Origin of the sequence: Ilumatobacter sp., assembly GCF_030065885.1 — a bacterium.
GTDB lineage: Bacteria > Actinomycetota > Acidimicrobiia > Acidimicrobiales > Ilumatobacteraceae > Ilumatobacter.
On sequence record NZ_JASJCS010000096.1, the window covers coordinates 1 to 17,090 of the forward strand.

Annotated in this window: 17 protein-coding genes; 2 read left to right on the top strand and 15 right to left on the bottom strand. The window is 71.8% G+C overall.

What is annotated here, in order from left to right; translation table 11 throughout:
• Window positions 1–569 (bottom strand): magnesium chelatase domain-containing protein (locus QNJ12_RS17760; protein WP_300624623.1); only part of this gene is annotated, 569 nt, incomplete at its 3' end.
• A gap of 92 nt (window positions 570–661) precedes the next feature.
• Here QNJ12_RS17760 and QNJ12_RS17765 point away from each other — a divergent pair.
• Window positions 662–1,147: a hypothetical protein gene (locus QNJ12_RS17765; RefSeq protein ID WP_300624625.1), complete on the top strand. Its 486-nt coding sequence runs from the start codon at window positions 662–664 to the stop codon at window positions 1,145–1,147.
• A gap of 211 nt (window positions 1,148–1,358) precedes the next feature.
• Here QNJ12_RS17765 and QNJ12_RS17770 read toward each other — a convergent pair whose 3' ends face one another.
• The gene (locus QNJ12_RS17770) at window positions 1,359–1,949 is read right to left on the bottom strand and encodes an ATP-dependent Clp protease proteolytic subunit (RefSeq protein WP_300624627.1); all 591 of its coding nucleotides are present in this window, start codon (window positions 1,947–1,949) and stop codon (window positions 1,359–1,361) included.
• Between the two features lie 127 nt (window positions 1,950–2,076).
• Between QNJ12_RS17770 and QNJ12_RS17775 the strand changes: the two genes are divergently transcribed.
• Complete coding sequence (locus QNJ12_RS17775; RefSeq protein WP_300624629.1) at window positions 2,077–4,821, top strand: winged helix-turn-helix domain-containing protein; 2,745 nt, start codon at window positions 2,077–2,079, stop codon at window positions 4,819–4,821.
• Window positions 4,822–4,825: 4 nt separating this feature from the next.
• Here QNJ12_RS17775 and QNJ12_RS17780 read toward each other — a convergent pair whose 3' ends face one another.
• The 13 genes from QNJ12_RS17780 to QNJ12_RS17840 all read right to left on the bottom strand — a co-directional run.
• On the bottom strand, window positions 4,826–6,094 hold the full coding sequence (locus tag QNJ12_RS17780) for a hypothetical protein (RefSeq protein ID WP_300624631.1): 1,269 nt from the start codon (window positions 6,092–6,094) through the stop codon (window positions 4,826–4,828).
• Window positions 6,091–6,753 carry a phage tail protein gene (locus tag QNJ12_RS17785; protein ID WP_300624633.1) on the bottom strand — a complete coding sequence of 221 codons (663 nt, stop codon included), beginning with the start codon at window positions 6,751–6,753 and terminating at the stop codon, window positions 6,091–6,093. Before QNJ12_RS17785 ends, QNJ12_RS17780 begins: the two co-directional genes overlap by 4 nt.
• A gap of 57 nt (window positions 6,754–6,810) precedes the next feature.
• Window positions 6,811–8,754, bottom strand: a complete 1,944-nt coding sequence (locus QNJ12_RS17790; RefSeq protein ID WP_300624635.1) for a putative baseplate assembly protein — start codon at window positions 8,752–8,754, stop codon at window positions 6,811–6,813.
• Window positions 8,755–8,756: 2 nt separating this feature from the next.
• On the bottom strand, window positions 8,757–9,155 hold the full coding sequence (locus QNJ12_RS17795; RefSeq protein ID WP_300624637.1) for a GPW/gp25 family protein: 399 nt from the start codon (window positions 9,153–9,155) through the stop codon (window positions 8,757–8,759).
• Between the two features lie 12 nt (window positions 9,156–9,167).
• A complete protein-coding gene (locus QNJ12_RS17800; RefSeq protein WP_300624638.1) occupies window positions 9,168–9,557 on the bottom strand; it encodes a PAAR domain-containing protein in 390 nt (129 codons plus the stop codon).
• Window positions 9,558–9,577: 20 nt separating this feature from the next.
• On the bottom strand, window positions 9,578–11,329 hold the full coding sequence (locus tag QNJ12_RS17805; RefSeq protein ID WP_300624640.1) for a VgrG-related protein: 1,752 nt from the start codon (window positions 11,327–11,329) through the stop codon (window positions 9,578–9,580).
• Complete coding sequence (locus QNJ12_RS17810; protein ID WP_300624641.1) at window positions 11,326–12,108, bottom strand: LysM peptidoglycan-binding domain-containing protein; 783 nt, start codon at window positions 12,106–12,108, stop codon at window positions 11,326–11,328. The genes QNJ12_RS17805 and QNJ12_RS17810 overlap by 4 nt, the downstream gene beginning before the upstream one ends.
• A 10-nt stretch (window positions 12,109–12,118) precedes the next feature.
• The gene (locus QNJ12_RS17815) at window positions 12,119–12,565 is read right to left on the bottom strand and encodes a phage tail protein (protein ID WP_300624643.1); all 447 of its coding nucleotides are present in this window, start codon (window positions 12,563–12,565) and stop codon (window positions 12,119–12,121) included.
• A gap of 54 nt (window positions 12,566–12,619) precedes the next feature.
• The gene (locus tag QNJ12_RS23785; protein ID WP_367281809.1) at window positions 12,620–14,203 is read right to left on the bottom strand and encodes a DUF4157 domain-containing protein; all 1,584 of its coding nucleotides are present in this window, start codon (window positions 14,201–14,203) and stop codon (window positions 12,620–12,622) included.
• Between the two features lie 600 nt (window positions 14,204–14,803).
• A complete protein-coding gene (locus QNJ12_RS17825; RefSeq protein WP_300624645.1) occupies window positions 14,804–14,962 on the bottom strand; it encodes a DUF6760 family protein in 159 nt (52 codons plus the stop codon).
• Window positions 14,959–15,372 carry a hypothetical protein gene (locus QNJ12_RS17830; protein WP_300624647.1) on the bottom strand — a complete coding sequence of 138 codons (414 nt, stop codon included), beginning with the start codon at window positions 15,370–15,372 and terminating at the stop codon, window positions 14,959–14,961. Before QNJ12_RS17830 ends, QNJ12_RS17825 begins: the two co-directional genes overlap by 4 nt.
• A 1-nt stretch (window position 15,373) precedes the next feature.
• Entirely contained in the window at window positions 15,374–15,814 is a 441-nt protein-coding gene (locus QNJ12_RS17835) for a phage tail protein (protein WP_300624648.1), read from the bottom strand.
• 39 nt (window positions 15,815–15,853) lie between these two features.
• The coding region (locus tag QNJ12_RS17840; RefSeq protein WP_300624650.1) for a phage tail sheath subtilisin-like domain-containing protein at window positions 15,854–17,090 on the bottom strand (1,237 nt) is incomplete at its 5' end.

The window sequence follows — 17,090 nt, forward strand, 5'->3', positions numbered from 1 at the left end:
GTGAGCGCCTCGACGAGCTGGTCGAGCCGATCGATCGAGCGGATCGACCCGTGCCCGACGGCCCGCGCTTCGGGGACGGCGGCCGTCGGGACCACCCAGTCGTGGTGCGGCCGGACCCCGACCATGGGCGCCACGCCGGGCACCTTGCGGATCGACCCGTCGAGGCCCAGCTCGCCGGCGAACGCGAGCCCCTCGACGGCGTCGGCCGGGATGGCCCCGAGCGCGACCAGGACCCCGACCGCGATCGCCACGTCGAGCCCGGACCCGGCCTTGCGGTAGTGGGGCGGCGCCAGGTTGACGGTGATCTTCTTGTCGGGCCAGCCGATGCCGCTGCTGGTGATGGCGGCGCGCACGCGGTCACGGGCCTCGCGGCACGACTCGTCGGGAAGGCCGAGCATGGTGAACCCGGGGACCCCTCTGCCGACGTGCACCTCGACCGTGACGGGATGGCCACGCGCCCCGAGGATCGTCGCGGACGGAATGGCTGCTATCACTTCGACCTCCCAGATCGACCAGCGCGATGCGCTGACGGTGTGGGAGGGAGGTGCTGCCCCCTCGACAGTGATCATCACCATATCGACCGGGTGTGACAGTCGGCGCGGGCGGCGGCCGCCGGCGGAGATGGCCGTGATGATCGCGGGCACCGTGGCACACTCGTTCGGTGATCGGCCGCCCCCTCGCCACCACCTTCGCCGCGCTCGCCCTACTCGGGTCGCTCGCCGCCTGTGGCGACGACGGGGTCCGCAGCGACGCCGAGCGGTTCTGCGGCGAGGCGATCGCGCAGCGGGACACGATCGTCGCTCCCCCATTGGGCGACGAGGCCGAGCTCGAGGCAACGCTCGACTTCTACCGTCTGATGGGACAGCTGGCCCCGATCGCCATCGCCGAGGAGTGGGACGACCTCGTCGTCAGCCTCGAGACGGCTGCGACAGTCGTCCCCGGCGACCCCGAGTCCGAACAGCTGGTCGCGATGACCGCCTACGCCACCGAACCGTCGGCGTTCAAGGTCAAGCAGTGGCTCGACGAGAACTGCGGCCTCGACATCCCCATCACCACCATCGCCCCCCAGGAACCCTCACCCGCCCAAGTGACGACCACCACGGTCGCGGACGACGACGAGGACGAAGAACCCGCCGACGACGAGTAGGCGCGAACAGGACACCCAGTCGCCCGCCGAGGACGAGTAGCGATCCTCACGGAACAACGGTTGCGCCCCGAGGACGCCGTCGGCGAGAGGCTGCGAGTCCGGTTCCTGAGTCGGGATCGAGGCCCGGTGAGCGCACGGCGCGACGAGTCAGAGCTGACTTCGGTCAGCGAGCGACGAGGCGCAACGCCGCGATCGGCGGCCTCGGCCCGACTCAGACGATCTCGCCGCGGCGGAGGATGACGGAGTCGACGAGGCCGTAGTCCTTCGCCTGCTCGGCGGTGAACCAGCGGTCGCGCTCGGAGTCCTCCTGGATCTGCTCGAGCGCCTGACCGGAGTGTTCGGCGATGAGCTCGGCCATGCGCTGCTTCGTGTACCGCAGCTGCTCGGCCTGGATGGCGATGTCGGCGGCCTGGCCGCGGAGCCCGGCGAGTGGCTGGTGCATCATGATGCGGGCATTCGGCAGCGTGTACCGCTTGCCCGATGCGCCGGCGGTGAGCAGGAACTGGCCCATCGACGCCGCCAACCCGAGGCACACGGTCGCCACGTCGCAACCGACGAACTGCATCGTGTCGTAGATCGCCATCCCCGCGGTGACCGACCCGCCCGGGCTGTTGACGTACAGCCAGATGTCGGCCGCCGGATCCTCACCTTCGAGGTAGAGCAGCTGCGCGCAGATCTGGTTGGCGATGTCGTCGTTCACGTCGGAACCCAGCATCACGACCCGGTTCTTGAGGAGGCGGTTGAAGACGTCGCTGCGGGGGTCGAAGCCCCCTTCGAGCGCTGACGGCGTGGGTTCGGTCATGCCCGCCAGACTACCCCCTCAGGTCGGCGAGCCTCCCGGGCCTCCACGGTGCCGATTTCCCGACGACCGGCGGCGGCGCCGGTGGTACGGTCGATGACCTGTCACGAGGGAGGTGACGATGCCGGCGGTGATCGATTCGAGGATCCAGCGGCCTCCGTCGCGCGGCATGCGGCGAGAGCGGCTCGACGTGCTGCTGTCGCAGATCCTCGATCGACGCCTGACGGTCGTCACGGCACCTGCGGGCTCGGGCAAGTCGACGGCCCTCGCCCACTTCTGCGACGCCACCGAGGCGACCGTCGCCTGGTACACGGTCGACACGTTCGATGCTCGCCGAGAGGTGTTCCTCGCATGCCTGCAAGCGGCGCTGGAGCGCGTCCTCGACGGGCCCGACACCGGGACGTGGACCACGCACGACGACGTCATCCGTGCGCTCGAGACGGCGCCGGACCGCGAGATCGTGATCGTGATCGACGACCTGCACACCATCTCGGGCCAGCCCGCCGAATCGCTGTTGGGCGAGCTGGTCGCCGGGCTCCCGAGCCACGTGCACATGGCCATCGCCAGCCGCCGCGAGCCCCACTTCGACACGTCGAGATGGCAGCTCTCGGGTGAGGTGCGCGAGATCACGTCGAACGATCTCCGGTTCCGTACGTGGGAGGCCGAAGAGCTCCTCGACACCACGTACGGGCTGCTCCTCCGTCCCGACGACGTCGCGCGGCTCACGCGTCGCGTCGACGGATGGGCGGCGGGATTCCAGCTGTTCCACCTCGCGGTCCGCGACAAGCCCCCGCCCGAGCAGCGGCGGCTGATCGACTCGGCATCGTCCCGGTCGACCCTGGCTCGCCGGTACCTCGCCCGCAACGTGCTCGCCGGCCTGACCGAGGAGCTCCGGCACTTCCTCCTCCACAGCTCGATCCTGGGCGTGCTCGACGGCGGGCTCGCCGATGCGTTCCTCGAACGGAGCGGGAGCGCTGCCGTCCTCGACGACCTCGACGAGCTCGGTCTGTTCGTCATCCGCCTCGACGAGACGACCTTCCGCTACCACGAGGTGCTGCGCTCCCATCTCGAGGCCGAGCTCGCGACGCAGACGACCGAGTTCGAGCTGCACGAGCGCTTCGTGCGGGCCGGCGACCTGCTCGACGGCGCCGGGCACCCGGGCGAGGCCCTGCGCTGCTACGCCCGCGCCGGCCGGTGGGACGACGTCTCGCGGCTCGCCGGGCGGGCGAGCGGCGAGCGCTTCGGTGGTACGCACGGGTGGCTCGACACCTTGACCGGACCCCAGATCGACACCGACCCGTGGATCGCACTCGCGCTCGCGCGGGCCGAGCTCGCCGCCGGCAGGTTCCACCGCGCCCGCGATCACTTCGCCACCGCCGAATCGCTCAGCAACGATCCCGGCCTCGGCGTCGAGTGTCGACGGGAGCGCCTCGCGCTCGAGAGCTTCCTCGACCCCATCGCCACCGATCCCGACGGCTGGCTCGGGACGCTGCGGCGTGGACTGCGCAGCGACCCCGTCGGCGCAGCCGCGCAGCTCGGCGCCTCGAACACCCCGCAGGGTTCGGTCGCAGCCGGGATCCTGCACCTGCTGACCGGCCGGCTCCACGAGGCCGCGGCGAGCTTCGACGGCGCCCTCTTGCACGAGCAGCTTCCCGACTGGGCGATCCACGCGGGGCGGCTGGGGCGGCAGGCCACACGGCTCCTCGACGGACCACCCGACGCCGGCGCGACGATCGCCGTCATCGACCGCCTCGTCGGCAGCCTCGAGAGCGCGTGGCTGGCGCGGTTCGCCCGGGCGATGCTGGCGATCACGATGGTCGCCGACGGCGACGCCGAGGCGGCGCGGGTCGCCGATCGGTGCCACGAGGAAGGCGACCCGTGGGGGGCGGCGTTCGCACGGCTGTGCGCCGGCGTGGCCGCAGACGACGACCGCACTGCCAGCGATCACTTCGCCGCCGCGCTCGAGATCGCCGAGCGGCACCAGACACTCGCCCTCGTCGCGGCGGCGCATGCCGGGCTGGCCCAGGCCGGCGGGTCCCCGGCCGGCGAGCACCGCGAGTACGCCGACCGGCTGATGCGGCGACTCGGCCTGCGTGGCACGTTCGTCGATCTCGTGCGGACGCTGCGCCCGCAGCACGACCGGTCGGCCCCCGATCACGACGCCGCGGTCTCGATCCGCTGCCTCGGCGACTTCGCTGTTGGTCGCCCCGGCGAGGAGGCCGATCTGAAGGCGCTCCGCCCGCGGGCGCGTGCGGTCCTGCAGCGGCTCGCCCTCGAGTCCGGCCGTGTCGTCCACCGCGACCGGCTCGTCGCCGACCTCTGGACCGATCAGGACGAAGGAGCTGCCGTCCGGAGCCTGCAGGTGTGCATCTCGTCGATCCGACGTGCGCTCGACGACGCCGGGTCGCCGATCCGGATCGAGCACGCCGACGGCGGCTACGTGCTCGACGACCCGTCGGGCGGGCGGTGCGACCTCGTCGAGCTCGAAAGTGCGCTGCGGGCCGCCGAGTCGGCGTCCTCGGTGACCGAGCTGGTCGCAGCGGCCGACGAGGCGCTGCGCCGGTTCGGTGGCGAGCTGCTCCCGGGTGTGGGTGCCGTCGACTGGGTCGTCGGCGAGCGGGAACGTCTCCGCCTCGCGGTGGCGAGGGCGGCGTGCGTGGCGGCGACGGCGGCACTGCCGACCGACGTCGCCGCCGCGATCGATCTCGCCGATCGCGGCCTCGAGGTCGATCGCTTCGACGACGCGCTGTGGCGCCTCGCGATCGACGCACACGCAGCGCGCGGCGACTCTGGCGCCGTCGAGCGGCTGCGCCGTTCGTACGACGCCGCGCTGCGCGAGCTCGGCGTCGAGCCGTCGCCGGTCGGTACGTCCTGAGCGATCAGTCCTGCGACTGGAACTCGAGCTCGGTGATCGGGCACACCTCGATGACCGGGTCCGGGAAGCAGTTCACGACGACGGTCTCCACGCTCACCGCGGCGTCGACGTCGAGGTCGACCGTCTGGAAGCCGTCCTCGTCGGCGATCTGGGCGGCGACCTCGATGATCGTGCCGGTGTCGTCGGTGACGCGGAAGAGCAGCTCTCGCGGCCGCGGGTCGGGTCGCACGACCTTGCCGCCGGACTCCTGCTGACCGGGATGCACCAGGACGTGCTTCACATCGGTGGTCTCGACGAACGTCACCGTCACCGACGCGCTCGGGTCGTCGGGCGCTGCCAGCCAGAACGTGAGCGTGTTGCCGTCGGTGACGTCGGCGGCCTCGGTGTCCGGGCTGTTGCTCGAGCTCGACACGCGCGCCGGGTCGATCGGGATGTTGCTGTAGGTCGGGCTGACGATGCGCCGGACCCGGCCGGCGAAGTCGCCGCCCCCGTCGAGGATCGCGTTGCGGGCGCTCGGGATCGCGAAGCCGACGCCGATGCCGACGACCGCCAGCAGCGCCATCAGGCGCTTGACGTTGCCGATCTTGCCGAGCACCTTGCCCCGGAAGATGCGCGCCTGGCGGGCGGCGTCGCGCCCCGTACCGCGTTCGGGCCGCGCGCCGGCCCGCAGCGTCTGCTTCGGCTTCCGCTGCGGGATCCAGCGGCGATACCACGGCCGCTTGACGACCTCGGCCTCGACCAGCGAGTTGCCGCACCGGCGGCAGAACTTGCGCTCGGGCGTGTTGCCCTCGCCGCACTGCCCGCACACGAGATCGCCCGGGTTGATGCGGCGGCTCGGTGGTTGCCGTTGGACCTTCGGGCGCGGTTTCGCCGCTTGGGGCACCTGTGCGGCGGGAGGCCGCGCGCCGGTGCCCGGGGGCGGGCGGTCGTCCGACGGACCGGGCTCGTCCGGCAGCGGGTGCGCGACGAGCGCCGCGGCGCGGTCGTCGCCCGGTGGGGCGCCGGACGGTGCCGGCGCCGCCGAGCCGGGGGCCGGCGCGGCGAGCGGCGCGCCGGCAGCACGATCGGTGGTGGCGGGCGGCGGCAGCTCGTCGCCCGAGATCGCGTGCTTGATGCGCGTGACGATTCCCGCTCGTTCGGGCTCCTCGACGGCGGCCTCGACGGGAGTGTCCTCGGGAACGTGCTCGCCGGACCACTCGAGGAACGCCGGACAGCCGCCGCAGAACTGATCGTCGTCGTCGTTCTGCGTGCCGCACTCGCGACAGACGATCATTCGGTGTCCTCCTCGGCGCCGGGCCCGGCCTCGGCATCTGGCGTCGTCGCCTCGCCGTCGGTCGGGACCGGTGGAGGAGCGAGACCTGACGGCGAGGCGGCGGCCTCCGGGCCGGCCGCCGTCGTGATCTCGACACGATAGAGGATGTGGGCGGGGCGGTTCGCTGCGACCAGCCGCTCGAGCCGGGCGGCGTCGACCTGCTCGGGATCCTCGACCGCGACGCGCACCACCACGGGCGCGGCGCCGTCCCCCGGCAATGCGCTGTCGGGGACGGGGGACCACGTTGCGCCGCCACCCTCCTCGATCTCGGGGCGAGCACCGACGTAGAGCTCCACGACGTCGGCGAGACCCTCGACGGTGCCGCGGGCGTCGAACAGGCTGTGGGCGCTGGCGACGAGCTCGCGGCGGCGTCGATCGTCCCAGGTCTGGTCGACCTCGAGCCCGACCCATCCCGCCAGCCACTCGACGAAGTCGTCGGGGGCGAGCATCGGGTCGAGATAGGACCAGAAGCTGTCGAGTGTTGCGGGCACCGGGGCGAGCACCTCGTCGAGCCCGTCGCACCACCGCTGCGCGAGGTCGTCGTCGTGGAACATCGCCGGGAGCGTCGCTCCCAGCCGCGTCCGCACACCGAGGCCCGGGACGGCTCGGCGGTCGCTCACGGCCCGGACGCTCCCCGAGCGGTGCCCAGCGGCACCGTGCGCTCGTTCGCCCCCATCTCAGTCCACCACCATCACCTGGTGCTCGTAGCTGAACGCCAGGGCGTGGTCATCGAGGACCAACCGCTGGACGTCGTCGCCGCGCTCGCCGGTCACGGGATCGGCGGCGAACAGGCGGGCGTCCTCGATGATGTCGGTGCCCGGGAGCCGCTGCAGCACCGAGTACACCTCGCCGACGTGGATCGGCCGGCCGAACGGCCACCCGTCGCCGTCCGGGCCACCACGGGTCGGATGGAAGTAGTCGTACAGCGCGCGGAGGCAGTCGTCGCGGAGCGCGTCGGGGGCGAAGCGGCGGCGCGCCCGCACCCTCGCGACGACGGTGACGCCCTGGTAGCGCGGTGGCTCGACCACAACACGTGCGCCGATCGTGCGGCGCTGCTCGAGGTGTTCGGCGATCCGGCGGAGCGAGTCCTCCTCGGGGATCAGCTGCTCGAACCGCAGCCTGCCGGTCGCATCGTCTGCGACGGCCGGCACGACCAGGATCCGCACCCCGGAGCCGGCGTCGTCCTCCGCAGCCACGCCGCGGACGCGGACGATCTCGGGCGCAGCCGTGCGCGCCAGCTGCTCGTAGTCCTCGATCGTCACCGCCCGGTTCCGGGTGCGCAGCATGATCGGGCCCCGGGTCTTCGCGTTCTCGAGATCCTCGCCGTCGATGCCGCCGACCGCCGACCGCCGGTTGACCACCCGGCTCACGGTCGGGATCGGGGTGCGCAACACGCTGATCGCGCCGGCGGCCACGTTGGCGTGGCGGCCGCCACCGGTGCGATAACGATCGACCCGGATCGTCGCCCCCTTCGCGGGGACGCCGCCGTAGTTCCGCATCGAACCGTCGGGGAGCCGCACGGCGGGCCCGAACACGATCTCGCCGGCGGTCGCGTCGAGCAGGAAGTGACGATCGTCGGGGTCGGAGTCCGCGAAGTCGGTCACGGCCTGCCAGTCGCTCCAGCCGTCGTCGCCGGACACCTCCACCACCACGTCCTGCCCGGGGACCACGGGCGCGCGCTGTAGGCGGAACCGCTGCCCGGGGACGCCCTCCGAGACGCCGATCGTCTCCTCGTCGATCGTGGTGGCATGGACTGCGTCGGCGTCGCCGCCGATCGTGAACGCCTCGAGCGCCAGGATCCGCGGCGACGCCGAGTACTCGGGCTGACCGTATTGGGACTCGACGACGCGGCCCCGGAGCCAACCGGCCGGGTTGCCCTCGATGACGGTCACCTCGTGGCCGCCCGGGATGTGGATCACGACGTCGCCGGGACGGTTCAGGCCGCCGGTCGTGTCCCGCTCGAGGTCGCAACGCTCCCAGTCGCTGCCGGTCCACGCCTCCCACACGAGCGGCGGTGACGACGGATCGACGCCGATGCCCTCGATGTCGCAGTCGAAGCGCAACGTCACGACGTGCCGAGGTGCGGCGACGTCCAGGCCGATCAGGAACACGTCGCCGACGGCGGGTGGCTCCGCGAAGCAGAAGAACGGCTGGCGGCCGGCGAGCGCTTCGTCGTGCAGCCGGACCACGCCGTCGCTCGCGGGCGCGCTGGCGACGTTGGCGACGGAGGTGGGCGTGATGTGGAGGTCGGCGGTGGTCGCGAATTCGACCGGCTCCTCGTCGGGCGTGCGCAGCGTGGCGACCTCGGTCTGCTCGTGGATCGTCAGCCGCTGGTCGGCGGGCGCGGACAGCCAGAACGTCACCTCGACGTTGGCGGCCGTCGGCGGGAACAGCTGCACGCCGATCAGCTCGAGGAACTTCACGAAGTGCCGGTCGGGCACGCGGTTCAACCGGTAGAGCAGCAGGTCGGTCATCCATGCGAACGTCTCGATCAGCGTGACGCCGGGGTCGGACACGTTGTGGTCGGTCCACTCGGGGCAGCGCCGCTGCACGAGCCGCTTGGCGTCGTCGACGAGGTCCTGGAACGACCGGTCGTCGAGTCGGGGCGCAGGTAGTGCCATCGTCACTCCTCTCCGGGGATCGAGTAGAACGGGAAGACGAGGTTGCGCGGGTCGTTGGTCGAGCGGATCCGGTAGGCGATGTCGATGTACACGATGCTCGGCCGGTCGTCGTCGAAGCCGACGTCGACGTCGGTGACGTCGATCCGCGGCTCCCAGCGCCGCAGCGAGGCACGGACCTCGTAGGCGATCAGGCCCGCCGTCGTGGCGTCGGCCGATCCGAACACGTGCTGATGAATGCGGCATCCGAACTCGGGACGCATCGGCCGCTCACCGAGAGCTGTGCCGAGGATGAGTCGGATCGACTCCTCGATCTCGCGGTCGTCGGAGACCATCGCGATCCCGCCCGATGCGTCGATGCGCATCGGGAACGCCCACCCGCGGCCGACGAATGTGTCGCTCATCGCCTCACCTCCTCACGCGATCTGCACCGTCGCAGCGGTGCCGGTCAGGGTGCCGGTCACGCCGAAGCAGACCGTGCACTTCGAGCCGGTGCGGCCGGCCGGCTTGCCGCCGAACAGCACCGTCGGGCTCCCCTCGACGACCGCGCCGATCTGGGTGTTGGGCACCGCATGGGGATCCGTGGCGTGGAGCCCGACGTGCGGGGGCTTGTTGAGCCCGGTCGACCCGACGACGACGGCCGGTTTGTTGCCGATCAGCACGGTGGGTTCGAGGCCCAGCTCGACGCCGGCACTGAACGGCATCGGCGGCCCCGGTTGCGGCGCGCCCGACGACGGGTTGGGCACCTGGTGCGTCGTGCACGTCGCCGTGATCAGATCGCCTTGGACTGCTGCCGGACTTCCCATCGCTCCTCCTCGTCGTCAAGTCAGTTGATCTTGACGACACCTCCCTTGACCTCGGTCTGCCCCGAACCCTCGAGCTTGGCGTTGGCGCCCTTCATCTCGAGCGTGCTCGACGCGTCGAGCTTGATCGTGCCGCCCGAGATCGTCACGTCGCCGCCCTTCAGCTCGATGCCGTTGGGGCCCTCGAGCACGACCTTGCCGTTGCTCTTGACGTAGATGTGCTCGTCGGCCTTCGAGATCACGATCCCGTACTCGTTGTCCGCGGTCTTGATGAAGATCGAGTTCTCGTCGTCGTAGTCGCTGATCGAGATCTCGTGACCGCCGCGGCTCATCCAGCGGCGGATCTTGACCGCGCCGTCGGCGCTGTCGCAGTAGTCGACGGCGGGCGGTGCGTCGACGCCGTTGTACAGACCGCCGAGCACGTACGGGCGGCGCATGTCGCCGCGCTCGAAGAGCACGAGCACCTCGTCGTCGACCTCGGGCACGACGAAGAAGCCGCGGTCCGGTCCCGCACCCGGGAACGTCACGCGCGCCCAGTCGCTCTCGTAGTCGTCGGACAGCCACGGGAACCGCAACTTGACGCGCCCGAGCTTCTCGGGGTCCTGCGCGTTCGTCACGATCGCCACGACGGCGCCGTTGATCGGCGGCGCCCCGGTGCCGGTCTCGCCGAGGCTGGCCAGCCCGAGCAGCGACCGCTCCTGCCGGCCGGCCACCTCGAAGTCGGTGTGGTAGCCGTCCTCGTCGAACCGGTGGCGCGTGTGCGACACCACGTAGTCACCGTCGAAGGGGCCGGCCCCGGCGATCGCCACGGTCCCACCGGTGACGAGGCGCGGGTTGCCCTCGGCGGTGCCCTCGGCCTCGGCGTACGACGAGGCGATCTCCTCCGCGGTCGCCTCGGCGACCGAGCGGGCCTCGGCCGACGTCGCGATCGGCAGATCGCACGCGAGGAACTCGGGCGAATCGAAGACCCGTGCGAGCTCGGCCGGCGACCAGCCTCGTTCCCCGAGCGACACGCTCTCGGTCGCCGCGTCGGTCTCGTGGGTCACGGGTTCCTTGCGAGCCATGTCCCAGCCGCGCGCCTCGACACGGCCGACCTGCTGCGCGCCCGTGACGCGCGGCCGGAACATCAACAGCTGGTCGCCGACCGTCAACTCGACGCCGCCGCCCCCGCCGAGGACGCCGCCGACGGCACCGCCCAGCCCGCCGCCTCCCCCGCCGCCGGAGCCGGCCGCCGTGAACTCGAACCGCCCGTCGCGCACACCGACCCGGTAGCCGATCTCCTTCGCCCGCGAGCGGAGGAAGTCCCAGTCGGTGGTGTTGATCTGGCTCACGTGGTCGTGGACGGTCGACGACGAGTCGATCGTCCCGATGTCGAGGCCGGCGTCGCCGGCGATCCGTCGCGCGAGATCGCTGTCGGTCACGTTGTTGAACGAGCGGGTTCGCCGCCCGGCGTGCAGCCGATGGGATGCGTCGTAGCCGCGCACGACCAGGTAGCGCGCGCCGTCCTCGAACACGGCCTCGATCGCGGTGATCTCGCCCTTGATCAGGCTGGCGTCCGGCGACTCCCCGAGATCGCCGGACTTGATCTCGAGCGTCTGGCCGATCCGCGCACCCAGGCGTGTCCAGAGCTCGGGGTCGTCGAACCGGAAGCGCAGCGCGAACGAGTCGGGCAGCACGGCGTGGTCGTCGACGATCGCCTCGATCAGCTCGCGGCGGACCTCGTCGCGGACCGCCTGGCCGTCGATGCCGACGAACGGGAGCTGCGATCGCGTCACGCGGCCTCCTCGCCGGCCGCCCGCCGGGCGGCGTTGGCGTCCTGTCGGGACGGGACGAGGATGACCCGGCCCGGCGCCAGCGCGACCGGGTCGTCGATCGAGTTCATCTCGGCCAGGATCCGCCAGAGGTTCGCGTCGCCCAAGAGCTGATAGGCGACCGACGGCAGCGTGTCGCCCTCGACCACACGGTGGGAGCGGCGGCCCGGCGGACCGCCCGACGTCGGGTTCTGGGATTCGGCGCCTTCCGGCCGCTCCTTCATGCTGACCTGCACCTCGGCGCGCGCCGGCGTCCCGTCGCGTCGGAACAGATCGAACGTCGCGTTGGCCGATGCGATCTGACCGGTGAACTTGAACTTGCCCCAGATGAACATCGCGCGCGGCGGTGCGGGCGGGTCCGAGCCCTCTTCCGGGTTGAGCCACTTCTGCATCGTCTCGACCATCGCGCCGACGTCGGATCCCTGGGGGGACTCCCACTCGTCCAACAGCACCGTGAACCCGAGCGTGCGGGTGCCGGTGCTCGAGAACTGCTCTTGCCCGCCTTCCTCGCTGCTCCGGCTGTTCTGCCCCTGGAACTCGGCCGACTTGTTGAGCGTCAACTGGGTCGGGTTGAACCGGAAGTTCATCTCGGAGTCGTTCCACACGACCGGGACCATGCCCTCGACGCCGGCCGCCGACGTGGCGGCGCTCGCCGCCATCGAGGCGGCCGCCGCGCCCAGGCCACCACCGCCCGACTCGACCTTGACGAGCTTGGCCTTCTCGAGCTTCATCGGGATCGCCATCGCACACTCCTCACAGGCTCGCCACGTTCGCCGTCATGGTCAGGTCGAAGAACCCCTCGTGCGCGATGACCAGCGTCTCGATGAGCGCACCCGATGCCTCGGCGTCGAGCGCACCGGCCGACCACGAGACCGGGAACACACCCATCAGGTTCCACGTCACGACCTCCTCGCCGGCCGGATCCATCACGGTGATCCTCGCCGTCGAGCGCTTCACCATCGACTGGTAGGCGGAGAACCACGTCGCGAGACCGAGCGACTCGGTGCTGACCGCCCGGGTCAGCGTGATGTTCTCGTACGACAGCCGGCCGGGCAGCTGGTGGACGTAGCCGTTTTGGCCGCCCTCCTCGTACGACTTCACCGCGTAGGTGGCCTTCAGCCCCTCGCACTTCGCGAACGTGCCGAGCGGGCAGTTGTCGATCGTGACCTTGAAGCCGGCCTGGACCGCGAGCTCAGACATGCTCGCCCACTCGGATGACGAGGACCGGAAGGATGATCGGACGCTGCATCGTGCTCACCTGGTGTCGAAGAGCCGACCGGAGCGCTCCCGGTCGGCGAGCAGGTCGTGCCGGAGCCGTGTCCGGAACTTCGGGTAGAGGCGGCGAGCGAGCTCGTCGAGGTCGCGTCCGGCATCGGGTGACGGTTGCGCCGGCGGCGGAGTGGCCGCCGACGAGACCGTCGGGCCGGCCGTCGCCCCGGCGTCGGGCAGCCGCTGCACGTCCGGCGCCCCCGGCGCCCCTGACGCCCCGGCTCCGGCGACGGCCGACACGGGAGGACCTGCCGGTGCCGTGCCCGATCGATGTGCGGGTACGCCGGCGCCCGCCGCGGCCGCCTGGACCTGGGCGACGATGGCGAGCTGAGCCGCCGATGATTCGGCGACCGGCGCAGCGACCGAGGGCGCCGGGCTCGCGACGGCCGGCGGTGACAGGCGTCGGACGGGGTCGGGTGGCGCGACGCCGGCGAGCCGCTGCGCGGGGCCCGCCGAGGGCCGCCGCGACGCTGTCACGTGGCGCGCCGCCACGGGACGAGTGCTCACCGGCGACGACGTGGCCGGTCCCTGGCCGCCGACCGAGCGAGCCTCGGCCTCGAGCGCGCGACCGGCCGGCGTGTCCTCGCCGGGCAGGTCGGTGCCGAGCGTGCGCTGTTGGGCGACGTGGGTGAGCTCGTGGCGGAGGATGTCGCGGCCCTCGCCGGACGACGTCGAACCGTGCCAGTCGGGCATGAAGACCTCACCGCCGGTCGTGAACGCCTTTGCGTCGATCGCCTGGGCGGCCTCGCCGACGTCGGGGCCCCGATGGACCTTGACGTCGTCGAGCTGCTGCCCGAGCACCGGCTCGAGCTCGGAGCGGACCGTCGGCGGGACGCCCTCGGGCGCGCGCTGGACGCGAGGCGAGCTCCCTCGTCGTACTCGCACCGGCGGCGGTGCCGCGGGCGGCGGCGTCACGGTGGCCAGAGCGGGACGGTCGGCCGGCAACCGCATGATCGGCGGCGCCGACGCCACGAGCGGTGCGTCCGCGAGCCGCCGGCCCGCTCCCGCTGCCGACCTCCCCTGCCATGGACCGCCGGACACCGATCCGTCTCCGGCCGCTCGGTCGGGCAGCGGCCCGTCGGGGGCCGGCCCGTCCGGTGGCATCCCCGCCGACGGCGGAGGACCCGACGACGTGGCCGCCATGCGCGCCACCCGCGCCGGCAGCGCCCCAGGCGCAGGGAGGGGGTCGCGGCGGGCTGCCGCAGCCGCCGCTGCGGCTGTGGGTGCCGCGGTTGGTGCGGCGCTGTCCGGCTTCGCGACGGGCATCGCCGGTCCGGCGGTCGTCCCATCGACCATCGAGGCTGGCCTCGACCCCAAGGGCGCCCCGACGCGGCGGATGACCCGGCGCGTGCCGAGCACGGGTGCATCGGGCCGCGACGGCTCGTCGGCGAGCCGCTGGACCGTACGCCGCGGCGGGTCTGCGGCCGGCACGGGGTCGGCGGCTGCGTCGGGCGTGGCCTCGTCGCCGGTCGGAGCCGCGACGACCGGCGGAGGATTTGCAGCCGGTGCGGGGCCGGCCGGCGCTGCCGGGGCCGATGGTGCTGCCGGCGGAGGCGTCCGGACGGGCATCGGCCGAGCCGGGACGGCGGTCGGCTGTACGGTGCCGGGCCCGGCCGGCGGCGTGGTCGTCGCAGCGGCGACGGGTCGGCCGGGTTCGGGAGGCGCCGGCGGCTGCGCCGGCGCGACCTGCGGCGCGGCCTCCGCGGCCGGCCGCCGAGGAGGTGGGTCGCCCGCGTCGGCCAGACGTTGCACCGTCGCGGCCGGAGCGAGCGGTACGGCATCGTCGAGGGGCACCGGCTCCGGCGCGTGGGCGTACCGGAGCGTCGGCGACGATGCGGTTCGGGACGGGGCGGCGCTCGTCGGGCGGAGCACACCGCGGACCGTCCCCGTCGGCGCCGACCGGCGGCGGGCGTGACCGAGCTTCGGCGCGGTGACCCGCGTGGGGATCGCCGGGGTGATCGTGTTCGAGATGCGCTGGACCGGCGCGGTCAGCTCGAACGTCGACGACGTCGGTGCGAGCGGTGGCAGCTCCCGCCAGGCACCGGTCGGCGGCGGCACGACAGGCGCCGGCCGGGCTGCGTCAGCGGATCCCGCTGCGACGGACCCGCCCGCATCCGGCTCCCGCACTCGACGTGCTCGGCGTCGAAACGGCCACCACGCCACGTTCGGTCACCCGCCTGCCGAGATGCGCTCGTTGATCGCGCCGATCTCGTCGATGAACCGATGCCGGACCGGGTGTTCGAGGTCGAGGATCCGGTCGAAGTCCCAGTGGAAGTGATAGGCGACGTACGCGACCTCTTCGAACAGTCGGTCAGGTGCGTACGTCACGATTCCCCCGGGACATCACCTGCCACGTCGACCTGGAAGTCGTGCTCGCACGACGGACAGGTGACCGCCGCCAACGTGTGGCCCTCCTGGTTGACCCGCCGGTACAGGTCCTGCAGGAAGGCCAGGTCGGCCGCGAACAGCCGCTCGACGATGCCGGCGTGGACCTCGGTGATCGTGCCCAACCGCAGGAGCACTCGCGCCAACAGGACGATCGACAGGTACGCCTCGTTCTCGCGGACCCGCGGGTCGCGCAACGGCAGGATCTCGTCGCGGGCCGTCGCCAGCCGCATCACGCCGTCGCGGTGGACCGTGCCGTCCTCCTCGACGAGGCCGCGCGGCAGGACGAACGCGTACTCCGTCTGCAGCGGGGCAGGCCCGCTGGCAGCGTCGACGGCGGTCGGAGCGCTCATGTCACGCTGGCTCGAGGCCCTCGTGGGAGAGCGTGACCTCTTCGACGGCGATGTCGGAGCTGCCGGCCTGGAGGCCGCTCACCGACACCTTGTTCGGCCAGGCGTTCTTGAAGTTGTACCGCCTCACCTCGCCGCCGGCGTAGTCGTAGAGCACGATCGACCCGTTCTTGCGAGCGGCGTCGACGTTGCCCTTCAGGATCTCGCCGAACCAGTCGTCGACGGCGGTGCTGTCGGTGACGCCGCGCTTCAACACGATGTCCTCCCAGGACTTCTTGCCGGGCAGCTTCTTGATCACCTCCTTGCCCATGAGGTTGAGCTCGCGGTGCTCGATGACCTCGCGCGACGCCCCGAGTCCGCTCACCTCCTTGAACTGGGCGATGACCTGGCCATCGATCTCGATTTTGAACGTGTAGCCACCTAGGGCGTCTTCACCGATCGGCATCTCTGCATTGCTCCTTCATGAGTGGGGTGGGCTGGGCGATCACTCCGAGATCGAGGTGCCGCCGGAGAACTGGGCGAGCCGGAACACGACGAACTCGGCCGGCTTCACCGGAGCGACGCCGATCTCGCAGGTCACCTGACCGGCATCGATCGCCTCGGCCGGATTGGTCTCGTCGTCGCACTTGACGTAGAAGGCCTCGTCCGGCGCCTGCCCGAAGAGGGCGCCGTCGCGCCACTGCAGCACGAGGAACGCCGAGATCGTGCGGCGGATGCGCTGCCACAGGTCGTAGTCGTTCGGTTCGAACACGACCCACTGCGTGCCGCCCATGATCGACTCCTCGAGGTAGTTGAAGAGCCGCCTGACGTTGATGTACCGCCACGCCGGGTCGGACGACAGCGTGCGGGCGCCCCACACACGGATGCCCTGGCCGGGGAACGAGCGGATCGCGTTCACCCCGTTGGGGTTGAGCGAGTCGTGTTCGCCGCGGGTGATGTTCGTCTCGAGCGCGATCGCACCGCGGACGACCTCGTTGGCGGGCGCCTTGTGCACGCCGCGGGTGGCGTCGCTGCGGGCCCAGATCCCGGCCATGTGACCGGCCGGCGGGACGAACTGGTTCTGGCCGGTCGCCGGATCGAAGACCTTGACCCACGGCCAGTACAGCGCGGCCTGCTTCGAGTCGTAGCCGGCCTTGTCGACGCGCCACTCCTTCACCTGCTGGGCGTTGAGGCCCGGCGGCGGGTCGAGGATCGCGAGCCGGTCGCCCATCAGCTCGGCGTGGGCGATCATGGCGAGCTGGACGGCCTGGACGCCCTCGAGGTCGATGAGGCGTTGCTGGTACGCCGCCATCAGGTCGGGCACCGCCAGCATCGTGACGTCCTCGATCGCCTCGAGCCCGGCGAAGCCGGTGCGGTCGGCGGCGTCGCCGACGTAGTCGTCGGCCGACAGTTGGGCGGGCAGCGGCGCTGCCTCTCCCCCGCCGGAGAGATCCACCGAGGACCCCGTCGCCGGCCGCCGGTCGATCGATCCCTTGGCCGAGACCTCCTTGATCTCGATCAACTGGGAGTTGGCGTTGACGTGCGTCGCGATGTTCTGGCGGCCGCGCCCGGTCGTCAGGTTGTCGAACGACTCGAGCTCCTGGGTGCCGCGCTTGACGACGATCTTGAACGCCGAGTTGTCCTCACCGGGCTCCGAGGCCTCCTGGACCTCGACCGTGAGATCGTTGCCGCCGGCGCCTTCCTCCTTGGCTGAGATCTCGTAGCCCATCTGGTTGGCGTCG